Origin of the sequence: Streptomyces sp. NPDC007025 (assembly GCF_042869455.1) — a bacterium.
GTDB lineage: Bacteria > Actinomycetota > Actinomycetes > Streptomycetales > Streptomycetaceae > Streptomyces.
The window spans coordinates 95054-111506 of the sequence record NZ_JBIAFT010000018.1 but is presented as its reverse complement, the minus strand read 5'-3'; the positions used below and the strand labels follow the sequence as shown (position 1 = coordinate 111506).

Genomic DNA, 16453 nt, shown 5'->3' with positions numbered 1-16453 from the left:
CCCGGGCTGCCGGAGAGGATCCACGGTTGGCAGCACTCCGGTCGGCAACCGGGACCGCGGAAATTCCCTGGCGGTCCGCCTGCCCGGGGTGCCAGGCTGAAGCGTGTCGGAGGGGTGTAGCTCAGAGGCCAGAGCGCCGGTCTCCAAAACCGGATGCCGCAGGTTCGACTCCTGCCACCCCTGCCACCACGTCCCTGCCACGGGCCGGTTCCCCGGCGACGGGGCCTGCGGCAAGGGGCTGCCGTGTCGCGACACGCTCGGCGCGCCGCGGTAGCAGTGTTCCGGAGGTGATCGGGCAGGATGCCGCGGGATGGGCAGCCTGATCGGGAATCTGCGCGGCACGACCTTCGTGGTGATCGACTTCGAGGCGCTCACCCCGGCGGGGCGTCCGGCCGAGCCCACCGAGGTCGCGGCTCTCGCCCTGGTCGTCCGCGGAGGGCGGCTGGTGGAGGACGGCCGCTTCGCCTCCTTGATCCGGCCTCCGTCGGATGTGCCGGTCACGGCGCGGGACCTGGCCGGCGGCATGACCGAAGCCGCTTTGCGCAGCGCACCGCCACCTGCCGAGGTCCTCGCCGGACTCGAGCGGCGTCTGACGTCGCCGCCCTACCGGCTCGTCGCCCAGCACGCCTCCACGGAGGCCGGGCTGATCGCGCGTCACGCCTCGCACTGCCCCACCCTCGGCGCCGCCCCGATACTGGACACGCTCAGGCTGGCCAGGCGGGTACTGCGCGGCCTGTCCTCGTACGGGCTGGACGCGCTGCTGCGGCACTACGGCATGCCGCCACCTCGCGGGCGGCACCGGGCGATGCCGGACGTGGAGGCGACCGCCGAGGTCTTCCGGCGGCTGCTGGCCGACGGAGCGCGGGCCGGTCGCTGGTCCACACTCCTCGATCTCGACGTCGCAGCCGGGCTCCGGCCGAAACCCGCCGCCACGGCCGCCGACGACCTCCCCGTGCAGGGCGAACTGTTCGGCCCCGGCCGCTGACGCGGGCAGGCACACCGGTCTCGTGGTGCCGTTGCCGACGGCTTCGACGGGCTCCGCGGCCGCTCGGTCGAGCACGCCTTCCGCCCGGATCGGGATCGCCGGGAGGAAGTCGGCGGGTGCACCGGCGGCAAGGTCCGGTGCACCCGCCGGCGGGTGCGGCCGGATGGTGCCGCCGGATCCCGGTACGGTCTCAGACCAGGGCGCCCGCGGTCAGTTCCCGGCGGGCCCTGGCCGCCGCGCCCACCGGGATCGCGTCGGCGCCCAGCGCGGCCCGCACCAGCCGGACCGGGTGGCCGCTGACCGGCGGCTCGGCGGCCAACTGCTCCCGTATCAGGGGCTCCAGCAGCGACCAGGCACCGCTGACGCCGCCGCCGACCACCACCGTGGTGACGTCGACGAGGCCCACCGTCATCACGATGGCCCGCGCGAGGCCCCCGGCGGCGGCCCGGTAGACCGCGAGGGCGTCCGCGTCGCCGTGTCCGGCGGCGTCGGCGATCTCGCGCGCGGTGAGCCGGCGGCCGGTGCGCTCGGCGTACCGGGCGCACAGCGACCGCCCGGAGGCGAGGGTCTCCAGATGGCCGCGGCCGCCGCAGGTGCAGGGCAGGTCGCCGAATCCCGGGATGTGCCCGATCTCGCCCGCCGCGCCGTGCGGCCCGGGGAACAGTGCGCCGCCGGTCCACAGTGCCCCGCCGACCCCAGTGCCCAGCGTGATGCCGAGGACGTCGGTCTCGCCGCGCACGGCGCCGCCGTACACCTCCCCGTACAGGAAGGCGTTGACGTCGTTGTCCAGGTAGGCCGGGACGCCGAGTGCCGATGCGACGGCATCGGCGACCGCGAAGCCCGCCCAGCCGGTGAAGGAGTCGCTGGCCACCAGGATGCGTCCGGCGTCGGAGTCGACGACGCCGGCCGCGCCGGTGCCGACGCCGGCCAGCCGCCCGGGGGTGCGCTCCAGCAGCGGAGCCAGCGCGCCGAGCGCCTTGCCGATCATGGCCTGGCCGCCGTCGGCCGCCGGGGTCGCCGTCCCGGCGCGGTCCAGGACGGTCAGGTCCTCGGCGCAGAGCACCACTTCGGTGGTGGTTCCGCCGATGTCCACCCCGGCGAAGAGGGTGCGTTCCCGGGAGGTCAAGCCCTCGCCTCCGTCCGGCCCGCTGCCAGGGTGGCCAGGCGTTCGGCTCTGCGGCCGCGCTGCACCACCGGGTCGGGCACCGGCACGGCGGCCAGCAGTCTGCGCGTGTAGTCGGTCTCCGGCCGCAGCAACGTGCTGCCGGTGTCGCCCTGCTCCTCGACCCGGCCGGCGCGCATCACCACGACGCGCTGCGCGAAGTGCTGGACGACCGCGAGGTCGTGGGAGACGAAAAGGCAGGCGAAGCCGAGTTCGGCCTGGAGTTCGGAGACCACCTCGAGGACGGCCTCCTGCACGCTGACGTCGAGTGCGCTGGTGGGTTCGTCGGCGACCAGGAGCCGGGGCTCCAGCACCAGAGCGCGGGCGAGGCTGACCCGCTGGCGCTGCCCGCCGGACAGTTCCCTGGGCGCCCGCCGGGCCACCTCGCGCGGCAGTCTGACCCGGTCCAGGACGGTGGCGACGCGGTCCTGGCGCTCCCGCGCGTTCAGTCCCCGGCGGTGCACCCTGAGGGGTTCGGCGACGCATTCGCCCACGGTCATCCTGGCGTCCAGTGAGGCCACCGGGTCCTGCAGCACCACGCCGATGCCGGCCCGCAGCGCCCGGCGGGCCCGGGAGCGGGTGCGGGCCAGGTCGGTGCCGAACAGCGAGACGGTGCCCTCGGTCGGCGGGACCAGGCCGAGCGCGACCCGGGCGGCGGTCGACTTGCCGGAGCCCGACTCACCGACCAGGCCGAGGGTCTCGCCCTGGCGCACGGCGAGGGAGACACCGTCCAGCGCCCGTACGGCGTTCCTGCCGCGTCCGAAGACGACGGAGACGCCGTCCAGTTCGACGACCGGCTCGGCCCCGGCAGCGGGTGCGGCGGGCCGTGGCGCCTGCGGCGCGCTCCCCTCGGCGACGGAGAGGCGCGGCACCGCGGCCAGCAGCCGCCGGGTGTACTCGTGGGAGGGGTGCAGCAGCACGTCCTCGACGGGGCCGGTCTCCACGAGGGCGCCCTGGTACATGACCGCGACCCGGTCGGCGAAGTCGGCGACCACACCCATGTTGTGGGTGACCAGCAGCACGCCGGTGCCGGTCTCGGCGGCGAGGCGGCGCAGCAGGTCGAGGATCTCGGCCTGCACGGTGACGTCCAGCGCGGTGGTCGGCTCGTCGGCGATGAGCAGCGCGGGTTCGTTGGCGATGGCCATGGCGATGACGACGCGCTGGCGCTGGCCGCCGGAGAGCTGGAAGGGGTAGGCCGAGGCCCGCTTCTCCGGTTCGGGGATGCCGACGCGGCGCAGCAGGTCCACGGCCTCGGCGGCGGCGTCCTTGGCGGAGACGTCGCGGTGGTTGCGGACGACCTCGGCGATCTGCTTGCCGACGCGGGTGAGCGGGTCCAGGGCTGTGGCCGGTTCCTGGAAGACCATCGAGACGGTCCGGCCGCGCAGGCCCGCGAGCGCGGCCTCGCCGGCGCCGATCACCTCGGTGCCGGCGACGGCGGCGCTCCCGGTGGCGCGGGCGTTGTCGGCGAGCAGGCCCATCGCGGCGAGCGCGACGGTGGACTTGCCGGAGCCGGACTCGCCGACGAGGGCGAGGGTCTCGCCGGGTTCGACCAGCAGGGACACGCCGCGGACGGCGGGCACCTCGCCGGACTGGGTGGTGAAGACGACGCCGAGGCCGTCGAGTTGCAGGATGGGCCCGGCCGCCGGTGCAGCGGGGCTTTCGGTGGCGGTCATCCGCGTCCCCTCACGTCGAAAGCGTCGCGGAGCCCGTCCCCGATCGCGTTGAACGCCCACACCACCAGGATGATGGCGAGGCCGGGCGGCAGAATGAGCCACCAGTAGCCGGAGTAGGCGGCGGTCAGGCCCGCCGACAGCATGCCGCCCCAGTCGGTGGACGGCGGCTGGACGCCCAGGCCCAGGTAGGAGACGTAGGCGACCAGCAGGATCGCGTCGGCGATCTGGAAGGTAGCCGCGACGACGATGGTGGAGACCGAGTTGGGCAGGATGTGCCGGGTGATGGCCCTGGAGTGGGTGCCGCCGATGGCGCGCAGCGTCAGGACGTAGTCGCGGTTCTTCAGGGTGAGTGTCTCGGCGCGGACCAGCCGCGAAGGCACCAGCCAGGAGACGAAGCCGAGGATGAGGACGAGGCCGCCCAGTCCGGGGGTGGTGATGGCCGAGACCACCAGCAGGATGAAGAGGGCGGGGATGGCGATGCCGGCGTCCACGATCCGCATCATGACGGCGTCGACCCAGCCACCTGCGTATCCGGCGGCGGCGCCCCACAGGGTGCCGATGACCGTGGCCAGGACGCCGGCGGCGAGGCCGACGGTCATCGACACCTTGCCGCCGTACATCAGCCGGCCCAGTTGGTCGTGGCCGACGGCGTCGGTGCCCAGCCAGTGTGCGCCGCTGGGGGCGAGGTTGACCTGCTGGAGCAGGGTGTGGGTCTGGTCGGTCGAGTAGACCAGCGGGCCCGCGAAGCAGAACAGGACGAAGAAGACGACGACGCCGAGGCCGACCACCGCGAGCCGGTTGCGCAGGAAGCGCCGGACGGCAAGCCGGGTTCCCGAGGCGGCGGGCTCGGGGGTGGTGGTGCCCGTGCCGGGGGTGCGGTCCGGCTGCATGACAGTGCTCATGACCGGCCTGCCTTCACTCGGGGGTCGATGATCCGCTGGACGATGTCGGCGAGCAGCGTGCCGGTCACGGTGGCGACCGCGATGATCAGCACGCAGCCGAGCAGCACCGGGTAGTCGGAGGACTGTGCGGCGGTCCAGAAGAGCAGGCCCATGCCGGGGTAGTTGAAGAGCTGCTCGACGACCAGGGCGCCGCCGAACAGCACCGGCACGTAGTAGCCGAGCATGGCGACCACCGGGGTCAGCGAGTTGCGGAAGACGTGCCGCCACAGGATGGCCCGGGAGCGGGAGCCCCCGGCCCGGGCCGTCCTGACGTAGTCCTCGGAGAGGTTCTCCAGGGTGGCTGCGCGCATGTAGCGGCTGAAGACGGCGACCATCGAGGCGGCGCCGGCGGCGACGGGCAGCACCAGTCCCTGGGGGTGGGCGAGCACCTCGCCCAGTGTGTGCCCCTGCGGGGCCTGGGAGGGGAACCACGGCAGCGCCTGGCTGAACACCAGCACCAGGATCAGCCCGAGGAAGTACACGGGTGTGGAGTAGGCGATGAAGCTCAGCGTGGTGATGACGTAGTCGACCGGCTTGTTCCGCCGCACGGCCTGCCACATCCCCAGCGGTACGGCCAGCAGCAGGCCGACGACCGCGGAGAGGACGGTCAGCAGCAGGGTCTTCGGCAGCCGCTCGGTGATCAGTTGCGACACCGGCTCGTTGAGGGTGTAGGAGGTGCCGAGGTCGCCGTGTGCCAGTTGCCCCAGGTAGTAGAGGTACTGCACGGGGAGGGGCTTGTCGAGGCCCTGCTCGTGGTCGAAGGCGGCGATCTGCTGTGCGGTGGCCTGCGGGCCGAGGATCCCGCGGGCGGGACCCCCGGGCAGGGCGTGCAGCAGGGCGAAGACCACGATCGTCACGATCAGGATGACCGCGGCGGCCTGCAGGACGCGTCTGATCAGGTATGTGGGAGTGCTCATCTGTGTTCCGTCGCTCGGGCTCGGTGGTGCGCGCGGTCGCGGTGACGGGCTACTTGGTCCACTTCCACATGGCGGGGTGGAAGTTGGCGAGTGAGTCCTGTGCGAAGCCGCCGAGTCCCTTCTTGACCACGGAGACCTGGTAGTCGGGTTCGGGCAGCCACACCACCGGGAGCTTCTCGGCGAGGGCTGCGCTGTAGTCGCGCATGGCCTCGTCGGAGGCGGAGGTGGTGGTCCGGGCGACCAGCTTGTCGACCTCGGGGTCGGAGTAGTTGCCGAAGTTGGAGCCGCCGCCGCCGGCGAAGAGCGAGTCGCCGCTGGGGTAGGCGGGGTAGTACCAGCTGCCGGCGGTGCCGAAGAAGGAGAGCTGCCACTTGCAGCTCGGTTCGCTCGCCTTGCACTGGCCGGACTGCGAGAGGACGGAGTTGACCGGTGCGGTCTTGATGTGGAAGTCGATGCCGGTCTTGGCGAACGACGACTGCAGGGCGCTCATCATGTTGTCGGTCACGGTGGAGCCGGACTGCGAGAGCACCTGCATGGAGAACTTGGTGCCCTTGTCGACGCCCTTGCCGCAGTGGCCGTCGCCGTCGCCGGGGCTGGTGCACACCATGGTGCCGCCGCGCTCGCTCCAGCCGTGGTCGGTGAGCAGCTTGCGGGCCTTGGCGGTGTCGAAGGGGTAGGGGTTGTCCTGCTGCTTCTTCGAGAGGAAGGAGGACTTCTGGCCCTGCGGGATCGGGCCGTAGGTGGGCACCGCGGTGCCGTTGAAGACGACCTTGGAGAGCGTCTTCTGGTTCACCGACATCTGGATGGCCTGGCGGGCGTAGAGCTGCTTGAAGACCGGGCCCATCTTCGGGTTGTTGAAGTTGTAGGGCATGTAGGTGATGGCCCAGCCCGACCACGGCCGGACGGTGTAGCCCTTGGCGGTGAACTGCGACTTCTGGCCGAGGTCGGTGGCCTTGATGTAGCCGTAGTCGACGGTGCCGGCCCGCAGCGCGTTCTCCTCGGCGTCGGTGGTGGTGAACGGCAGCAGGTTGACGTTCTTGATGTGGGCCTTGCCGCCGCCGTCGTACTCGGCGTTGGCGGTGAGCTGCACCTTTCCGGCGGTGGAGAAGGACTTGAGGGTGTAGGGGCCGCTGACGGTCTTCCACAGCGGGTCGGTGGCGTAGCCGGAGATCTTCTTGGCGACTCCGTTGAGGTACTTCCAGACCTTCTTCGCCCCGGCGGGGGTGCGGTCCAGGTCGGAGACGGAGCCGGAGTCGCTGGTCTTGTCCCAGACGTGCTGCGGCATCGGGCGGATCATGCTCAGCTCGTTGGCGAGCATCCACTGCTGGTTGTAGGCCCGGTCGAAGGTGAGGGTGAAGTGGGTGTCGTCGACGGTCTTGAAGGACTTCCAGTTGTCCGGTGCCTTGCCGGGGCTGTAGCTGGCCCAGTCCTTCTTGTTCTCCTTGACGAGGTTGAACCAGAACTCCACGTCGCGGGAAGTGACGGGCTTCCCGTCGCTCCAGTGCCGGTCACCGAGGGTGACGGTGACGCTCTTGCTGTCGTCGGCGAAGTCCGCGGCGGTGGCGAGCGAGTTGTCCTTGTTCCAGCCGACCTTGCCGGTGGAGCCGTCGTAGGCGATCAGCGGCTCCCACAGGGACTGCGATATGGAGGAGTTGTTGGTGTTCAGATGTGCGGCGGTGCCGATCGGGAGGATCCAGTTCGGCGTGAAGTTGGCCGGGAGCGCGTAGTTGATCGTGTCCGAGGCGCCGGAGGCGGACGAGGTGCCGCCGCCGGAGCAGCCGGCCAGCAGTGCTCCGGTGGTGGCGGTGGCGCCCGCGACAAGGGCCCAGCGGCGGCCGGCGGCCTTACGAGCAGGGGACATGGCTCTCCTCAGGAGGTAGGACCCGAAGGGGGAGCCCGGTGAACCGGGCTGGCGCCGTCGGACCGGCGCTGTGTTCACGACAGCTAACGCCTGCTGCGGCGCGCACACAAACAAAGTTCTGTAACAAGTAAGTATCTGCGGTTATGGAAAAAGTTCGGCCTACCCTGAGAACCAGCCACGATGCTGCGCTTTGCGGGGTTTTGGGCAATTTTTATGGCTGGAAAAGATCATCAGGAACCGTTCCGCAACGCGCCGCTCGGGCGTACTGTCTCCGGCACACCCACCCATCGCGGAAGTTACTTCGTCCATGAATGAAATAAGTCCAGGGGGCTCCAAGGACGCGAAGGGCGCCTCGGCCCTCGCCCCGCGGATACTGGAGCTCGTGGCGTCGGGACAGGCGTCCTCGCGCGCCGAGCTCGCCGGTCTGCTCGGTGCCGCCGCCTCCACGGTCTCGCTGGCCGTGAGCCGGCTCGTCGAGCGCGGGCTCATCGCGGAGGAGGGCACCCAGGCGTCCACCGGCGGGCGGCCCCGAAAGGTGCTGCGGCTCGGCGGCACCGACGAGTTCGCCGTCGCCGCCGACCTCGGCGGACGGCATGCCCGCGTCGGCGTGGTGCTGCCCGGCGGCGGCGTCGCAGGCGTCTCGACCGTTCCGTTCGCCATCGACGAGGGACCCGAGGCGGCCCTGCCGCGGCTCGCCGAGACCCTGCAGGCGCTGGCCGAGGACCACGGTCCCGGGCTGCGCGGCGTCGGCCTCTCGCTACCGGGCCCGGTCGACGTCGTCTCGGGCTCGGCCGTCATGCCGGCCCGGATGCCCGGCTGGAACCGTTTCCCGATCATCTCCTGGCTCCAGGACCGCTTCGGCGTCCCGGCCGCAGCCGACAACGACGCCAACTGCATGGCGGTGGGCGAGCACACCGTGCGGCCCGCCGAACACCGGCAGTCGATCATGGTGAAGATCGGTTCCGCGATCGGTGCCGGAGTCATCGTCGACGGCCGGCTCTTCCGGGGCGCCACCGGAGCCGCCGGCGAGATCACCCACATCCGCGTCGTCGGCGGTGCCGAAACCCCCTGCTCCTGCGGCAACACCGGGTGTCTGGAGACCGTGGCCTCCGGCGCCGCGCTGGTCCGCATCCTGCGCGAGCGCGGCGCACAGGTCGAGCGCCTGGAGGATGTGGTGCGGCTCGCCGGCCACGGCGACCCCGAGGCCACCCGCGCCGTCCGCAAGGCCGGCGACTACCTGGGCCAGGTCCTGGCCGCCAACGTCAACTTCTTCAACCCCGACGCCGTCTACCTCGGCGGCATCCTCTCCACCCTGGAACCGTTCGTCGCCGCCGTGCGCAGCCAGCTGTACGAAAGCTGCCACCCGCTGGTCACCGAACACCTCACCATCGAACGCGTCAGCCTCAGCGCCGACGCCGGGCTGGTGGGCGCCGGGCAGTTCGCGCTGCAACGCGCTCTCGCCGACGCCCTGCGCCAGGTCGGCCGCACCGACCTGGCCTCCGGCCACCTTCCCTCCCCCGCCTCCCCCGCCTCGCCGGGCCCCCGCACACCGTAGGAGAACAGCCGTGTCACGCCCCCTCACCCCCGCCGACCGCCCGGTGATCGCGATAGCCGGACTCGGCATCGAGTCCTCCACCTTCTCCCCCGCCCGCACCCTGGCCCCCGCCTTCCATCCCTCGCGCGGCGAGGAGGTGCTCGAGCGCTACCCCTTCCTGGCGCCCGGCCGGGAGCTGCGCGAGGCCGCCGAGTGGCACGGCGCACTCGTCGGCAAGTCACTGCCGGGCGGCACCGTCACGGCCGCCGCGTGGGAGGAGCTGACCGGCGAGCTGATCGAGAGGCTCGCGGCACTGCCCGAGCCGGACGGCCTCTGGTACGACATCCACGGCGCCATGACCGTCGAGGGCGTCGACGACGCCGAGGCCGTGCTGCTGGAGCGCATCCGCGCCACCGTCGGCCCCCGCGTGACCGTCTCCACCTCCATGGACCTGCACGGCAACGTCTCGCGGGAACTCGTCCACCGCAGCGACCTGATCACCTGCTACCGGATGGCGCCCCACGAGGACCACATGGAGACCAAGGAGCGGGCCGCCCGCAACCTGGTGGACCTGCTGGCCTCCGGCGCACCCCGCCCGGCCAAGGCGTGGGTGCCGGTACCGGTGCTGCTGGCCGGCGAGCAGACCTCCACCCGCGTGGAGCCCGCCCGGAGCGTGTACGCGGCCGTCGAGGAGGTCGAGGCCGCCGACGGCGTCACCGACGCCGCGATCTGGGTCGGCTACGCCTGGGCCGACGAGCCCCGCAACCGGGCCGCCGTCGTGGTCACCGGCCCGGACGGGGACGCCGTCGCTGCGGGCGCCGAACGGCTCGCCCGCGGCTTCTGGGACGCCCGCCACGACTTCGACTTCGTCGCCCCCACCGGCACCTTCGACGGCATCCTGGACGAGGCGCTCGCCTCCGACCAGCGCCCGTTCTACGTCAGCGACACCGGTGACAACCCGACCGCGGGCGGCGCGGGCGACGTCACCTGGGGCCTGACCCGGCTGCTGGAGCGCCCGGAGTTCCAACAGGACGACGGCCCGACGGTGCTCTACGCCTCCCTCCCGGGTCCGGAGGCGGTCGAGACCGCCGTCGCGGCGGGCGTCGGCGCCACCGTCACCGTGACCGCCGGAGCCGAGGTCGACGACCGGCACGCGGGTCCGGTCACCCTCACCGGCGTGGTCCACGCCGTCCGGCACGGCGACCGGGACGCCGGGACCGAGGTCGTGATCCGGATCGGCAGCGTCCACGCGATCCTCACCCGGCGCCGCAAGCCCTACCACCACGAGCACGACTTCACCGACCTCGGCCTCGACCCGCGTGGCGCCGACATCGTGATCGTGAAGATCGGCTACCTGGAGCCGGAACTGGCCGAGATGTCGGCCGGCTGGAAGATGGCGCTCACCCCCGGCGGCGTCGACCAGGACCTGGTGCGCCTGGGCCACCACCGCATCCGCCGCCCGATGTTCCCCTTCGACCGCGGCATGGCCGACCCGGACCTGCGGGCCCGCCGCATCCCGGCCTCCGACCAGCCGCTGACCGGGGACGACGAGTGACCGCCCGCCCCGCCCTGGAGATCGCCGTCACCTCACCGGCCGGTGCCCGCATCGCGCGCGAGCACGGCGCCGACCGGGTCGAACTGTGCACCGGCCTGGAGCTGGGCGGCCTCACCCCGTCCGCGGCGCTGGTCGAGGCCGCCGCCGAAGCGGGCCCGCCGGTGCACGTCCTGGTCCGGTGCCGGCCCGGCGACTTCGTGCACGACGCGGAGGAAGTGGCGCTGATGGCCGCCGAGGTGCGGTCGGCCGTCGCCTCCGGAGCCGCCGGGGTGGTGATCGGGGCGCTCACCGCCGACGGCGCCCTCGACGTCCCCGTCGTGGCCGCGCTCGCCGAAGCCGCGCACGCCGCGGGCCGGCCGGTCGAGGTCACCCTGCACCGGGCCGTCGACCAGACCGCCGACCCGGTCGCGGCCGCGGCGCTGCTGCCCGGGCTCGGCCTCAACCGGGTGCTCACCTCGGGCGGGGCCGCCACCGCGGTCGAGGGGGCCGAGCTGATCGCCGAGATGGCCGCCGCCGCTGACGGCGTGGAGGTGATGGCCGGCGGCGGGGTGCGCCCGGGCACGGTCGCGGAGCTGCTCGCCGCGGGCGCCGCCGCCGTCCACCTCTCCGCCAAGACCCGGGCCGCGCCCCGGCGCGGCGGGAGATGGGTGCCGCTCGGCGCCGCAGGCGCCTCGGCCGCGGAGGACGGGCACTTCGTCACCGACCCCGCCGCCGTCGCGGCAGCCCGGCGGGCGCTGGACGCCGCGGGCTGACCTCCGGCCGCGAGGACTGAACGGGCGCGCACACCGGCCCGTTCCCGCCGGGCGGGCCGACTGTGCGGCCCGCCCGATCCTCGGCCGGCCGACGGGAATGCGCACTCCCGCTCGCCGTGTCCGCCGAGGAAGCGGCGGGGGTCGGGCAGGCCGGTACACAGTGCCTCCGCGACCGGACGGCCGTCAGCCGCGCCGCGCCAGGAACACGCGCGTCCCCACCGCCAGCAGAGCGCCGAACACGACGAGGTACACACCCAGTCGGTCCTGCGGCACCGCCGAGGACCAAACCTGCCACGTCGAGGGCGTATAGCCGTCGACCGCCAGGTAGGCCCCGTAGGAGCGGGGTGGCTGCCCCATCCGGTCGTGTCCGCGCACCCACAGCAGCGCGCCCACGACGGCGCAGGTGGCGGATATCGCGTACAGGGCCGCCGCACGCTGCCGAGCCGGTCTGCTCACGGGTTCCTCTTTCATGATCGCTGACGTGGTGGTGCGGGAAATTCTCGCCGCCCGCACCGTCCGGACGCGCGTCAGGGTCGTCTTCTGCCGGCGTCGTCCCGGATCCCCTTCCAGGCCTCACGACCCCGCGAGACATTTATTGCATCTTGGTTGCAACTACAATGTGCGTGCAAGAAAGCCGGATGTGAGGGAGTGGCCGTGTCCCGAGGACCGATCGTGCTCGGTATCGAGTCGTCGTGCGACGAGACAGGTGCGGGGGTCGTGCGGGACGGGCAACTGCTGGCGCATGTCGTCGCGTCGAGCATGGACGAGCACGCGCGGTTCGGCGGTGTCGTGCCCGAGATCGCGGCCCGCGCGCATCTGCACTCCTTCAACCCCGTGGTCCGGCGGGCGCTCGACCAGGCCGGTCTGCGGCTGAGCCAGATCGACGCGCTCGCGGTCACCACCGGGCCCGGTCTCTCGGGCGCGCTGCAGGTGGGGCTCGCCGGGGCGAAGAGCCTCGCCTACGCGGTGGGAGCACCGCTGTACGGGGTGCACCATCTGGCCGGACACGTCGCGGCGGACACCCTGGAGCACGGGCCGCTGCCCGACCCCTCCGTGGTGCTGATCGTCTCCGGCGGCCACACCTCGCTGCTCCTGGTCCGGGACCTGGTGCGGGAGCCGATCCTGCACCTGGGTGACACCCTGGACGACGCGGCCGGTGAGTGCTTCGACAAGGTCGCCCGCGTGCTGGGCCTGCCGTATCCGGGCGGTCCGGCCGTCGACCGGGCGGCACGGGACGGCGATCCGCGGGCCGTTGCCTTCCCCAGGCCGTTGACGCGTCCCGGCGACGACCCGTACGCGTTCTCCTTCTCCGGGCTCAAGACGGCTGCGGCCCGCTGGGCCGAGCAGCACCGCCTCCGTGGCGAGGAGCCGCCCGTGGCCGACGGGGCCGCCGCCCTCCAGGAGGCTGTGGCCGACGTGCTGACCCGCAAGGCGGTCGCGGCCTGCCGCGCCCACGGCGTCGGGACCCTGGTGGTGGTCGGCGGCGTGGCGGCCAACTCCCGGGTCCGGGCCCTGGCGGAGCAGCGGTGCGCCACCGCCGGGGTGGAACTGCGCGTCCCGCCGCTGACGCTGTGCACGGACAACGGGGCGATGATCGCGGCCGTCGGTGATCTGCTGGTGCGCTCCGGTGCCGAGCCCGCGCCGCTGGGAGTGTCCGTCGACCCGTCGGCACCGCTGGAGTACGCGGCGCTCCAGCCTGGCACTCCGGCCGGTGCCGGGCGGGCGGCGTGACGGCCTCCGACCTCCGCGTCGTCCGGGGTGCCGCGCTGCTGGAGCAGGCGGAGGCGCTGCGCGGCGTGTACGTCGACGCGTTCTGCGCGCCACCGTGGAACGAAGAGGTGGAGCGGGCCGCGGAGTTCGTGGCGCGGCTGCGGAAGGAGGCGTTCGGGCCCGGGTTCACCGCGGTGACGGCCGGCGGGGAGGGGCGTACGTCCGGCTTCGCCACCGCCCGCACGACTCCCGCCCGCCTTCCGGCCGGCCGCTGCTATCAGCAGGCGGCCGCCGCGCTGGGCGCGGAGCGTACCGCCGCGTGGCTGTGCGGCGCCCGGGAGGTCGCCGAGCTGGCCGTGCGCACCGCGGCCCGCGGCACCGGTCTCGCCGCCGCTCTGCTGGCCGCGGTGGCGGCGGACGCCCCCGGAGGCCGCGTCTGGCTGCTGACGTCCGTCAGATCGCCGCGGGCCGTCTCGTTCTACCGCCGCCAGGGCTGGACCCAGGCCACCCATCCCGCCCCCGAGGGCGAAGGGGTCGTGGTCTTCCTCGGTCCGCGCCATCCCGCCCGCTCCCTCGCCGCCCTCCCCCAGTAATCGTCCGGAGCACTGCCTTGCACACCGTGCGGCTTGCTCCCCTGGATGCGACGCATCCGGAGCCCGGCATCGGTGGCGCGGCGCGGCCCGTCTCTCAGCGACCGTCCGGATCCTCCAGCAGCCGGAGCGCGGCTGCCGTGTCCAGGGCGGCGCGGACGAAGGCCAGTTCGGAGGGGCGGTCTCTGGTCGAGGTCCGCCGGATGACGGTGATGCGGCGCCTGATCGGGTCCCGGAAGGGGAAGACGTCGACGTTCGCCGGCCGCAGTGGCAACGCGAGTTCGGCGACCAGGGTGATACCGAGGCCCGTCGCCACCATCGCCATGGCCGTGGCCTGCTCGTCGATCTGATGCGCGATCCGCGGGGTGAAGCCTGCCGTCCGGCACACCGCGCACAGGGCCCGTCCGAACTCGGTGTCGGTCCCGGAGGCGACCCAGGAGCTGCCGGCCAGATCAGCGAGGTCCACGGGGGCGCCCGGGGCCGCGCTGTCCCGGGCCGCGGACCGCGGCGGTGCGGCAGTCGCGGGCGGCTCCTCGGCGGATGCGCCGGGGGCCGCCGGTGTGCTCAGGGCGCCGTGCGGGGCGACGAGGTAGAGCTGCTCCACGCCGACCAGAGTGCTCTCCAGCGCGCCGTCCAGGGCGCCGGAGCCGGGGGCGGTGGGATAGTCCAGTACGAACGCCAGGTCGAGGTCACCGTCCCGTACGGCGGCCTGAGTCTCCTCCGGTACGACCTCCCGCGTCCTGACGTGCACTCCGGGGTGGCGTTCGGCGAGGGTGGCCAGCGTGGGCGGCACGAGGGTTCCGGCGAGAGTCGCCAGTACGCCCACGGTCAGTTCGGCGGTGAGGGTTTCCCGCGCCTGTTCGAGCGCGATCCGGGCGCGCTCCTCGGCGGCCAGGATCTCCTCCGCGTGCTGCGCCAGCACGCGCCCGATCTCCGTCAGCCGGACGCGGCGCCCGACGTGTTCCAGCAGCGGCACACACACCTCCCGCTCCAGCGCGGCCAACTGCTGGGAGACGGCAGAGGGCGTGTAGTGGAGCGCGGCCGCCGCCTCGGTGAGGGTGCCGCGCCGGGACAGCTCCCGGAGCATGCGCAACCGGTTCAGCGAGAGTTCCATTAACCAAACCTAATGAGATCGCTGAAGGTTTTCCCGATGGACGTGAAAGAACGCGGTGCACGAGACTGCGTGCACGGCGAAAGCCCTCCTGTCGGGCGGACCCCGCCGCAGCAGACCGATCTCACACACCACCCTGCTCCGCTCCCGCGCCTGCTCCCGCCCGCGCCGCCCCGGCGGTGGCAGCGGGGCACCGGAAGCCGTGGTACCCGGCCGGTGCGCTCCCCCGCACCGGGCGGGTACGACGAAACACCCGGCACGGGCAGCCGCACGCCCCGGGGCCGCCGTGTCACACGACAGCGGCGGGCGGGGCACGGCTGCCGAACGGTCACCGACATTCCTCCGTCAGGAAGAGAAGAGGGGCACATGGGCACCACGGAACACGGCGGACACGGACCCGACGTCACCCGGTTGGGCAACGCCCCGTCGCCGGGCTGGCTCACCGAGGAGAACGCCGCGTCGATCCGGGCGACGGAGGGCCCCGCCTTCGACGAGGCGGAGTACGCGGCGCGGCTGCGGGAGCTGCGCGGCCGTATGGAGCGGCTGCCGCTGGACGCGATGCTGGTCTTCCGGCCCTCCAGCGTGGAGTATCTGTGCGGCTTCCACACGGCGGAGACAGCTCCGCAGCCGCTGCTGGTCACCGGCTCCGAGACCCATCTCTACCTGCCCGACCTGGAGGTCGGCAGGGCGCTGGCCAGTTCGGTGGCCGGCAGCCTCCACTACTGCGGCTACGCGGACGCGCTGCGCGGCCTGGAACTCTTCATCCGGCACGCGGCCAGGGTGCTCCCCCGGGGCGCGCGGGTGGGTGTCGAGGTCGGCCACGCCTCCACGCCCCCGCGCGCGCTGGAGCTGCTGCGCGAGCAGGGACTGGTGGTCGTGCACCCGGACCATCTGGTCGAGCGCGCCCGCCTGGTGCTCTCCCCCGCCGAGCTGCGCCGGATGGAGGAGGCGGCCGCGGTGACCCAGCGGGGCGTGGCGGCGGGGGTGGCCGCCACCGGCGCCCACGGAGCGACCGACTCCTCGGTGGCCGCGGCGATCGCCGAGGCGCTGTACCGCGAGGCGGACTCGCCCTCGGCCTGGGGGCCGGTCGTCGCCACCGGGCGGCGCGGCGGCATTCCGCACTCCAGTTGGGTGGGCCGGGAGCTGGGCAGCGGGCCCACCTTCCTGGAGTTCGCCGGGACCCGGGACCGCTACCACGCGCCTGTGATGCGCACGGTCGTGCGGGACGGAGCGCTGGACGCGGCGGACCGACGGCTGGCGGAGCTGGCCCGCACGGCCGTCGCCGCCGTGCTGGAGACCGCAGCGGACGGCGTCACCGCCGCGCAGGTCGCCGTCCAGGCCGGCAAGGCGCTGGGGCCGCTCCCGGACGACGTCATGTTCCACCAGCTCTTCGGCTATCCCGTCGGCCTGGCGCACAAGCCGCACTGGATGGACGGCGCCCCCTTCTATCTCACCCCGGACAATCACGAGCCTCTGGTGAGCGGCATGACGTTCCACATTCCCGGCTCCTTCCGCTCCTTCGGCACGTCAGGGGTCGGACTGAGCCAGACGTTCGTGGTCGAGGAGCACGGCACGCGCGTGCTCACCCACGGCCCGGCGGACGTCATCGAGGTATGAGACCGGATCCCGTCCCGCTCGGGCCGGTGCCGCCGGGCGGCGGCC

At 73.1% G+C, this 16453-nt stretch carries 14 protein-coding genes and 1 tRNA gene; 8 read left to right on the top strand and 7 right to left on the bottom strand.

The window, feature by feature from the left end; all coding sequences use genetic code 11:
- Positions 1 to 110: 110 nt before the first annotated feature.
- Both ACFYMO_RS29180 and ACFYMO_RS29175 read left to right on the top strand, forming a co-directional pair.
- A tRNA-Trp gene (locus tag ACFYMO_RS29180) sits at positions 111 to 186 on the top strand.
- A 124-nt stretch (positions 187 to 310) separates the two neighbouring features.
- Entirely contained in the window at positions 311 to 985 is a 675-nt protein-coding gene (locus ACFYMO_RS29175; protein WP_366771276.1) for a 3'-5' exonuclease, read from the top strand.
- Positions 986 to 1175: 190 nt separating this feature from the next.
- Here the strand turns inward: ACFYMO_RS29175 and ACFYMO_RS29170 are convergent, their stop codons facing one another.
- From ACFYMO_RS29170 to ACFYMO_RS29150, 5 genes are read right to left on the bottom strand one after another with little or no spacing between them, the layout of a single operon-like run.
- Positions 1176 to 2111 (bottom strand): ROK family protein, encoded by a 936-nt coding sequence (locus tag ACFYMO_RS29170; protein WP_366771277.1) that lies wholly within the window; start codon positions 2109 to 2111, stop codon positions 1176 to 1178.
- Positions 2108 to 3820, bottom strand: coding sequence for an ABC transporter ATP-binding protein (locus ACFYMO_RS29165; RefSeq protein ID WP_366771278.1), 1713 nt, complete (start codon positions 3818 to 3820; stop codon positions 2108 to 2110). The genes ACFYMO_RS29170 and ACFYMO_RS29165 overlap by 4 nt, the downstream gene beginning before the upstream one ends.
- The gene (locus ACFYMO_RS29160) at positions 3817 to 4722 is read right to left on the bottom strand and encodes an ABC transporter permease (protein ID WP_366771279.1); all 906 of its coding nucleotides are present in this window, start codon (positions 4720 to 4722) and stop codon (positions 3817 to 3819) included. The genes ACFYMO_RS29165 and ACFYMO_RS29160 overlap by 4 nt, the downstream gene beginning before the upstream one ends.
- Positions 4719 to 5678, bottom strand: coding sequence for an ABC transporter permease (locus tag ACFYMO_RS29155; RefSeq protein WP_366771280.1), 960 nt, complete (start codon positions 5676 to 5678; stop codon positions 4719 to 4721). Before ACFYMO_RS29155 ends, ACFYMO_RS29160 begins: the two co-directional genes overlap by 4 nt.
- Positions 5679 to 5727: 49 nt before the next feature.
- Positions 5728 to 7539 carry a peptide ABC transporter substrate-binding protein gene (locus tag ACFYMO_RS29150; protein WP_388550148.1) on the bottom strand — a complete coding sequence of 604 codons (1812 nt, stop codon included), beginning with the start codon at positions 7537 to 7539 and terminating at the stop codon, positions 5728 to 5730.
- 307 nt (positions 7540 to 7846) lie between these two features.
- Between ACFYMO_RS29150 and ACFYMO_RS29145 the strand changes: the two genes are divergently transcribed.
- The 3 genes from ACFYMO_RS29145 to ACFYMO_RS29135 are packed head-to-tail and all read left to right on the top strand — an operon-like array spanning position 7847 to position 11380.
- Positions 7847 to 9094 carry an ROK family transcriptional regulator gene (locus ACFYMO_RS29145; protein WP_366771282.1) on the top strand — a complete coding sequence of 416 codons (1248 nt, stop codon included), beginning with the start codon at positions 7847 to 7849 and terminating at the stop codon, positions 9092 to 9094.
- 10 nt (positions 9095 to 9104) lie between these two features.
- The gene (locus tag ACFYMO_RS29140; protein WP_388550145.1) at positions 9105 to 10628 is read left to right on the top strand and encodes a M81 family metallopeptidase; all 1524 of its coding nucleotides are present in this window, start codon (positions 9105 to 9107) and stop codon (positions 10626 to 10628) included.
- Positions 10625 to 11380 (top strand): copper homeostasis protein CutC, encoded by a 756-nt coding sequence (locus ACFYMO_RS29135; protein WP_388550142.1) that lies wholly within the window; start codon positions 10625 to 10627, stop codon positions 11378 to 11380. The genes ACFYMO_RS29140 and ACFYMO_RS29135 overlap by 4 nt, the downstream gene beginning before the upstream one ends.
- Positions 11381 to 11563: 183 nt before the next feature.
- On the opposite strand, the gene ACFYMO_RS29130 is transcribed toward ACFYMO_RS29135, so the two are convergent.
- Positions 11564 to 11836, bottom strand: a complete 273-nt coding sequence (locus tag ACFYMO_RS29130) for a hypothetical protein (protein WP_366771285.1) — start codon at positions 11834 to 11836, stop codon at positions 11564 to 11566.
- Between the two features lie 198 nt (positions 11837 to 12034).
- On the opposite strand from ACFYMO_RS29130, the gene tsaD reads away from it, so the two are divergent.
- Together tsaD and ACFYMO_RS29120 are read left to right on the top strand one after the other, a co-directional pair.
- Positions 12035 to 13111, top strand: a complete 1077-nt coding sequence (tsaD, locus tag ACFYMO_RS29125; RefSeq protein WP_366771286.1) for a tRNA (adenosine(37)-N6)-threonylcarbamoyltransferase complex transferase subunit TsaD — start codon at positions 12035 to 12037, stop codon at positions 13109 to 13111.
- Positions 13108 to 13683, top strand: coding sequence for a GNAT family N-acetyltransferase (locus ACFYMO_RS29120; RefSeq protein ID WP_366771287.1), 576 nt, complete (start codon positions 13108 to 13110; stop codon positions 13681 to 13683). The genes tsaD and ACFYMO_RS29120 overlap by 4 nt, the downstream gene beginning before the upstream one ends.
- Before the next feature lie 94 nt (positions 13684 to 13777).
- On the opposite strand, the gene ACFYMO_RS29115 is transcribed toward ACFYMO_RS29120, so the two are convergent.
- Positions 13778 to 14794 (bottom strand): LysR substrate-binding domain-containing protein, encoded by a 1017-nt coding sequence (locus ACFYMO_RS29115; protein WP_366771288.1) that lies wholly within the window; start codon positions 14792 to 14794, stop codon positions 13778 to 13780.
- A 363-nt stretch (positions 14795 to 15157) separates the two neighbouring features.
- Between ACFYMO_RS29115 and ACFYMO_RS29110 the strand changes: the two genes are divergently transcribed.
- A complete protein-coding gene (locus ACFYMO_RS29110) occupies positions 15158 to 16408 on the top strand; it encodes a M24 family metallopeptidase (protein ID WP_366771289.1) in 1251 nt (416 codons plus the stop codon).
- Positions 16409 to 16453: the final 45 nt, after the last annotated feature.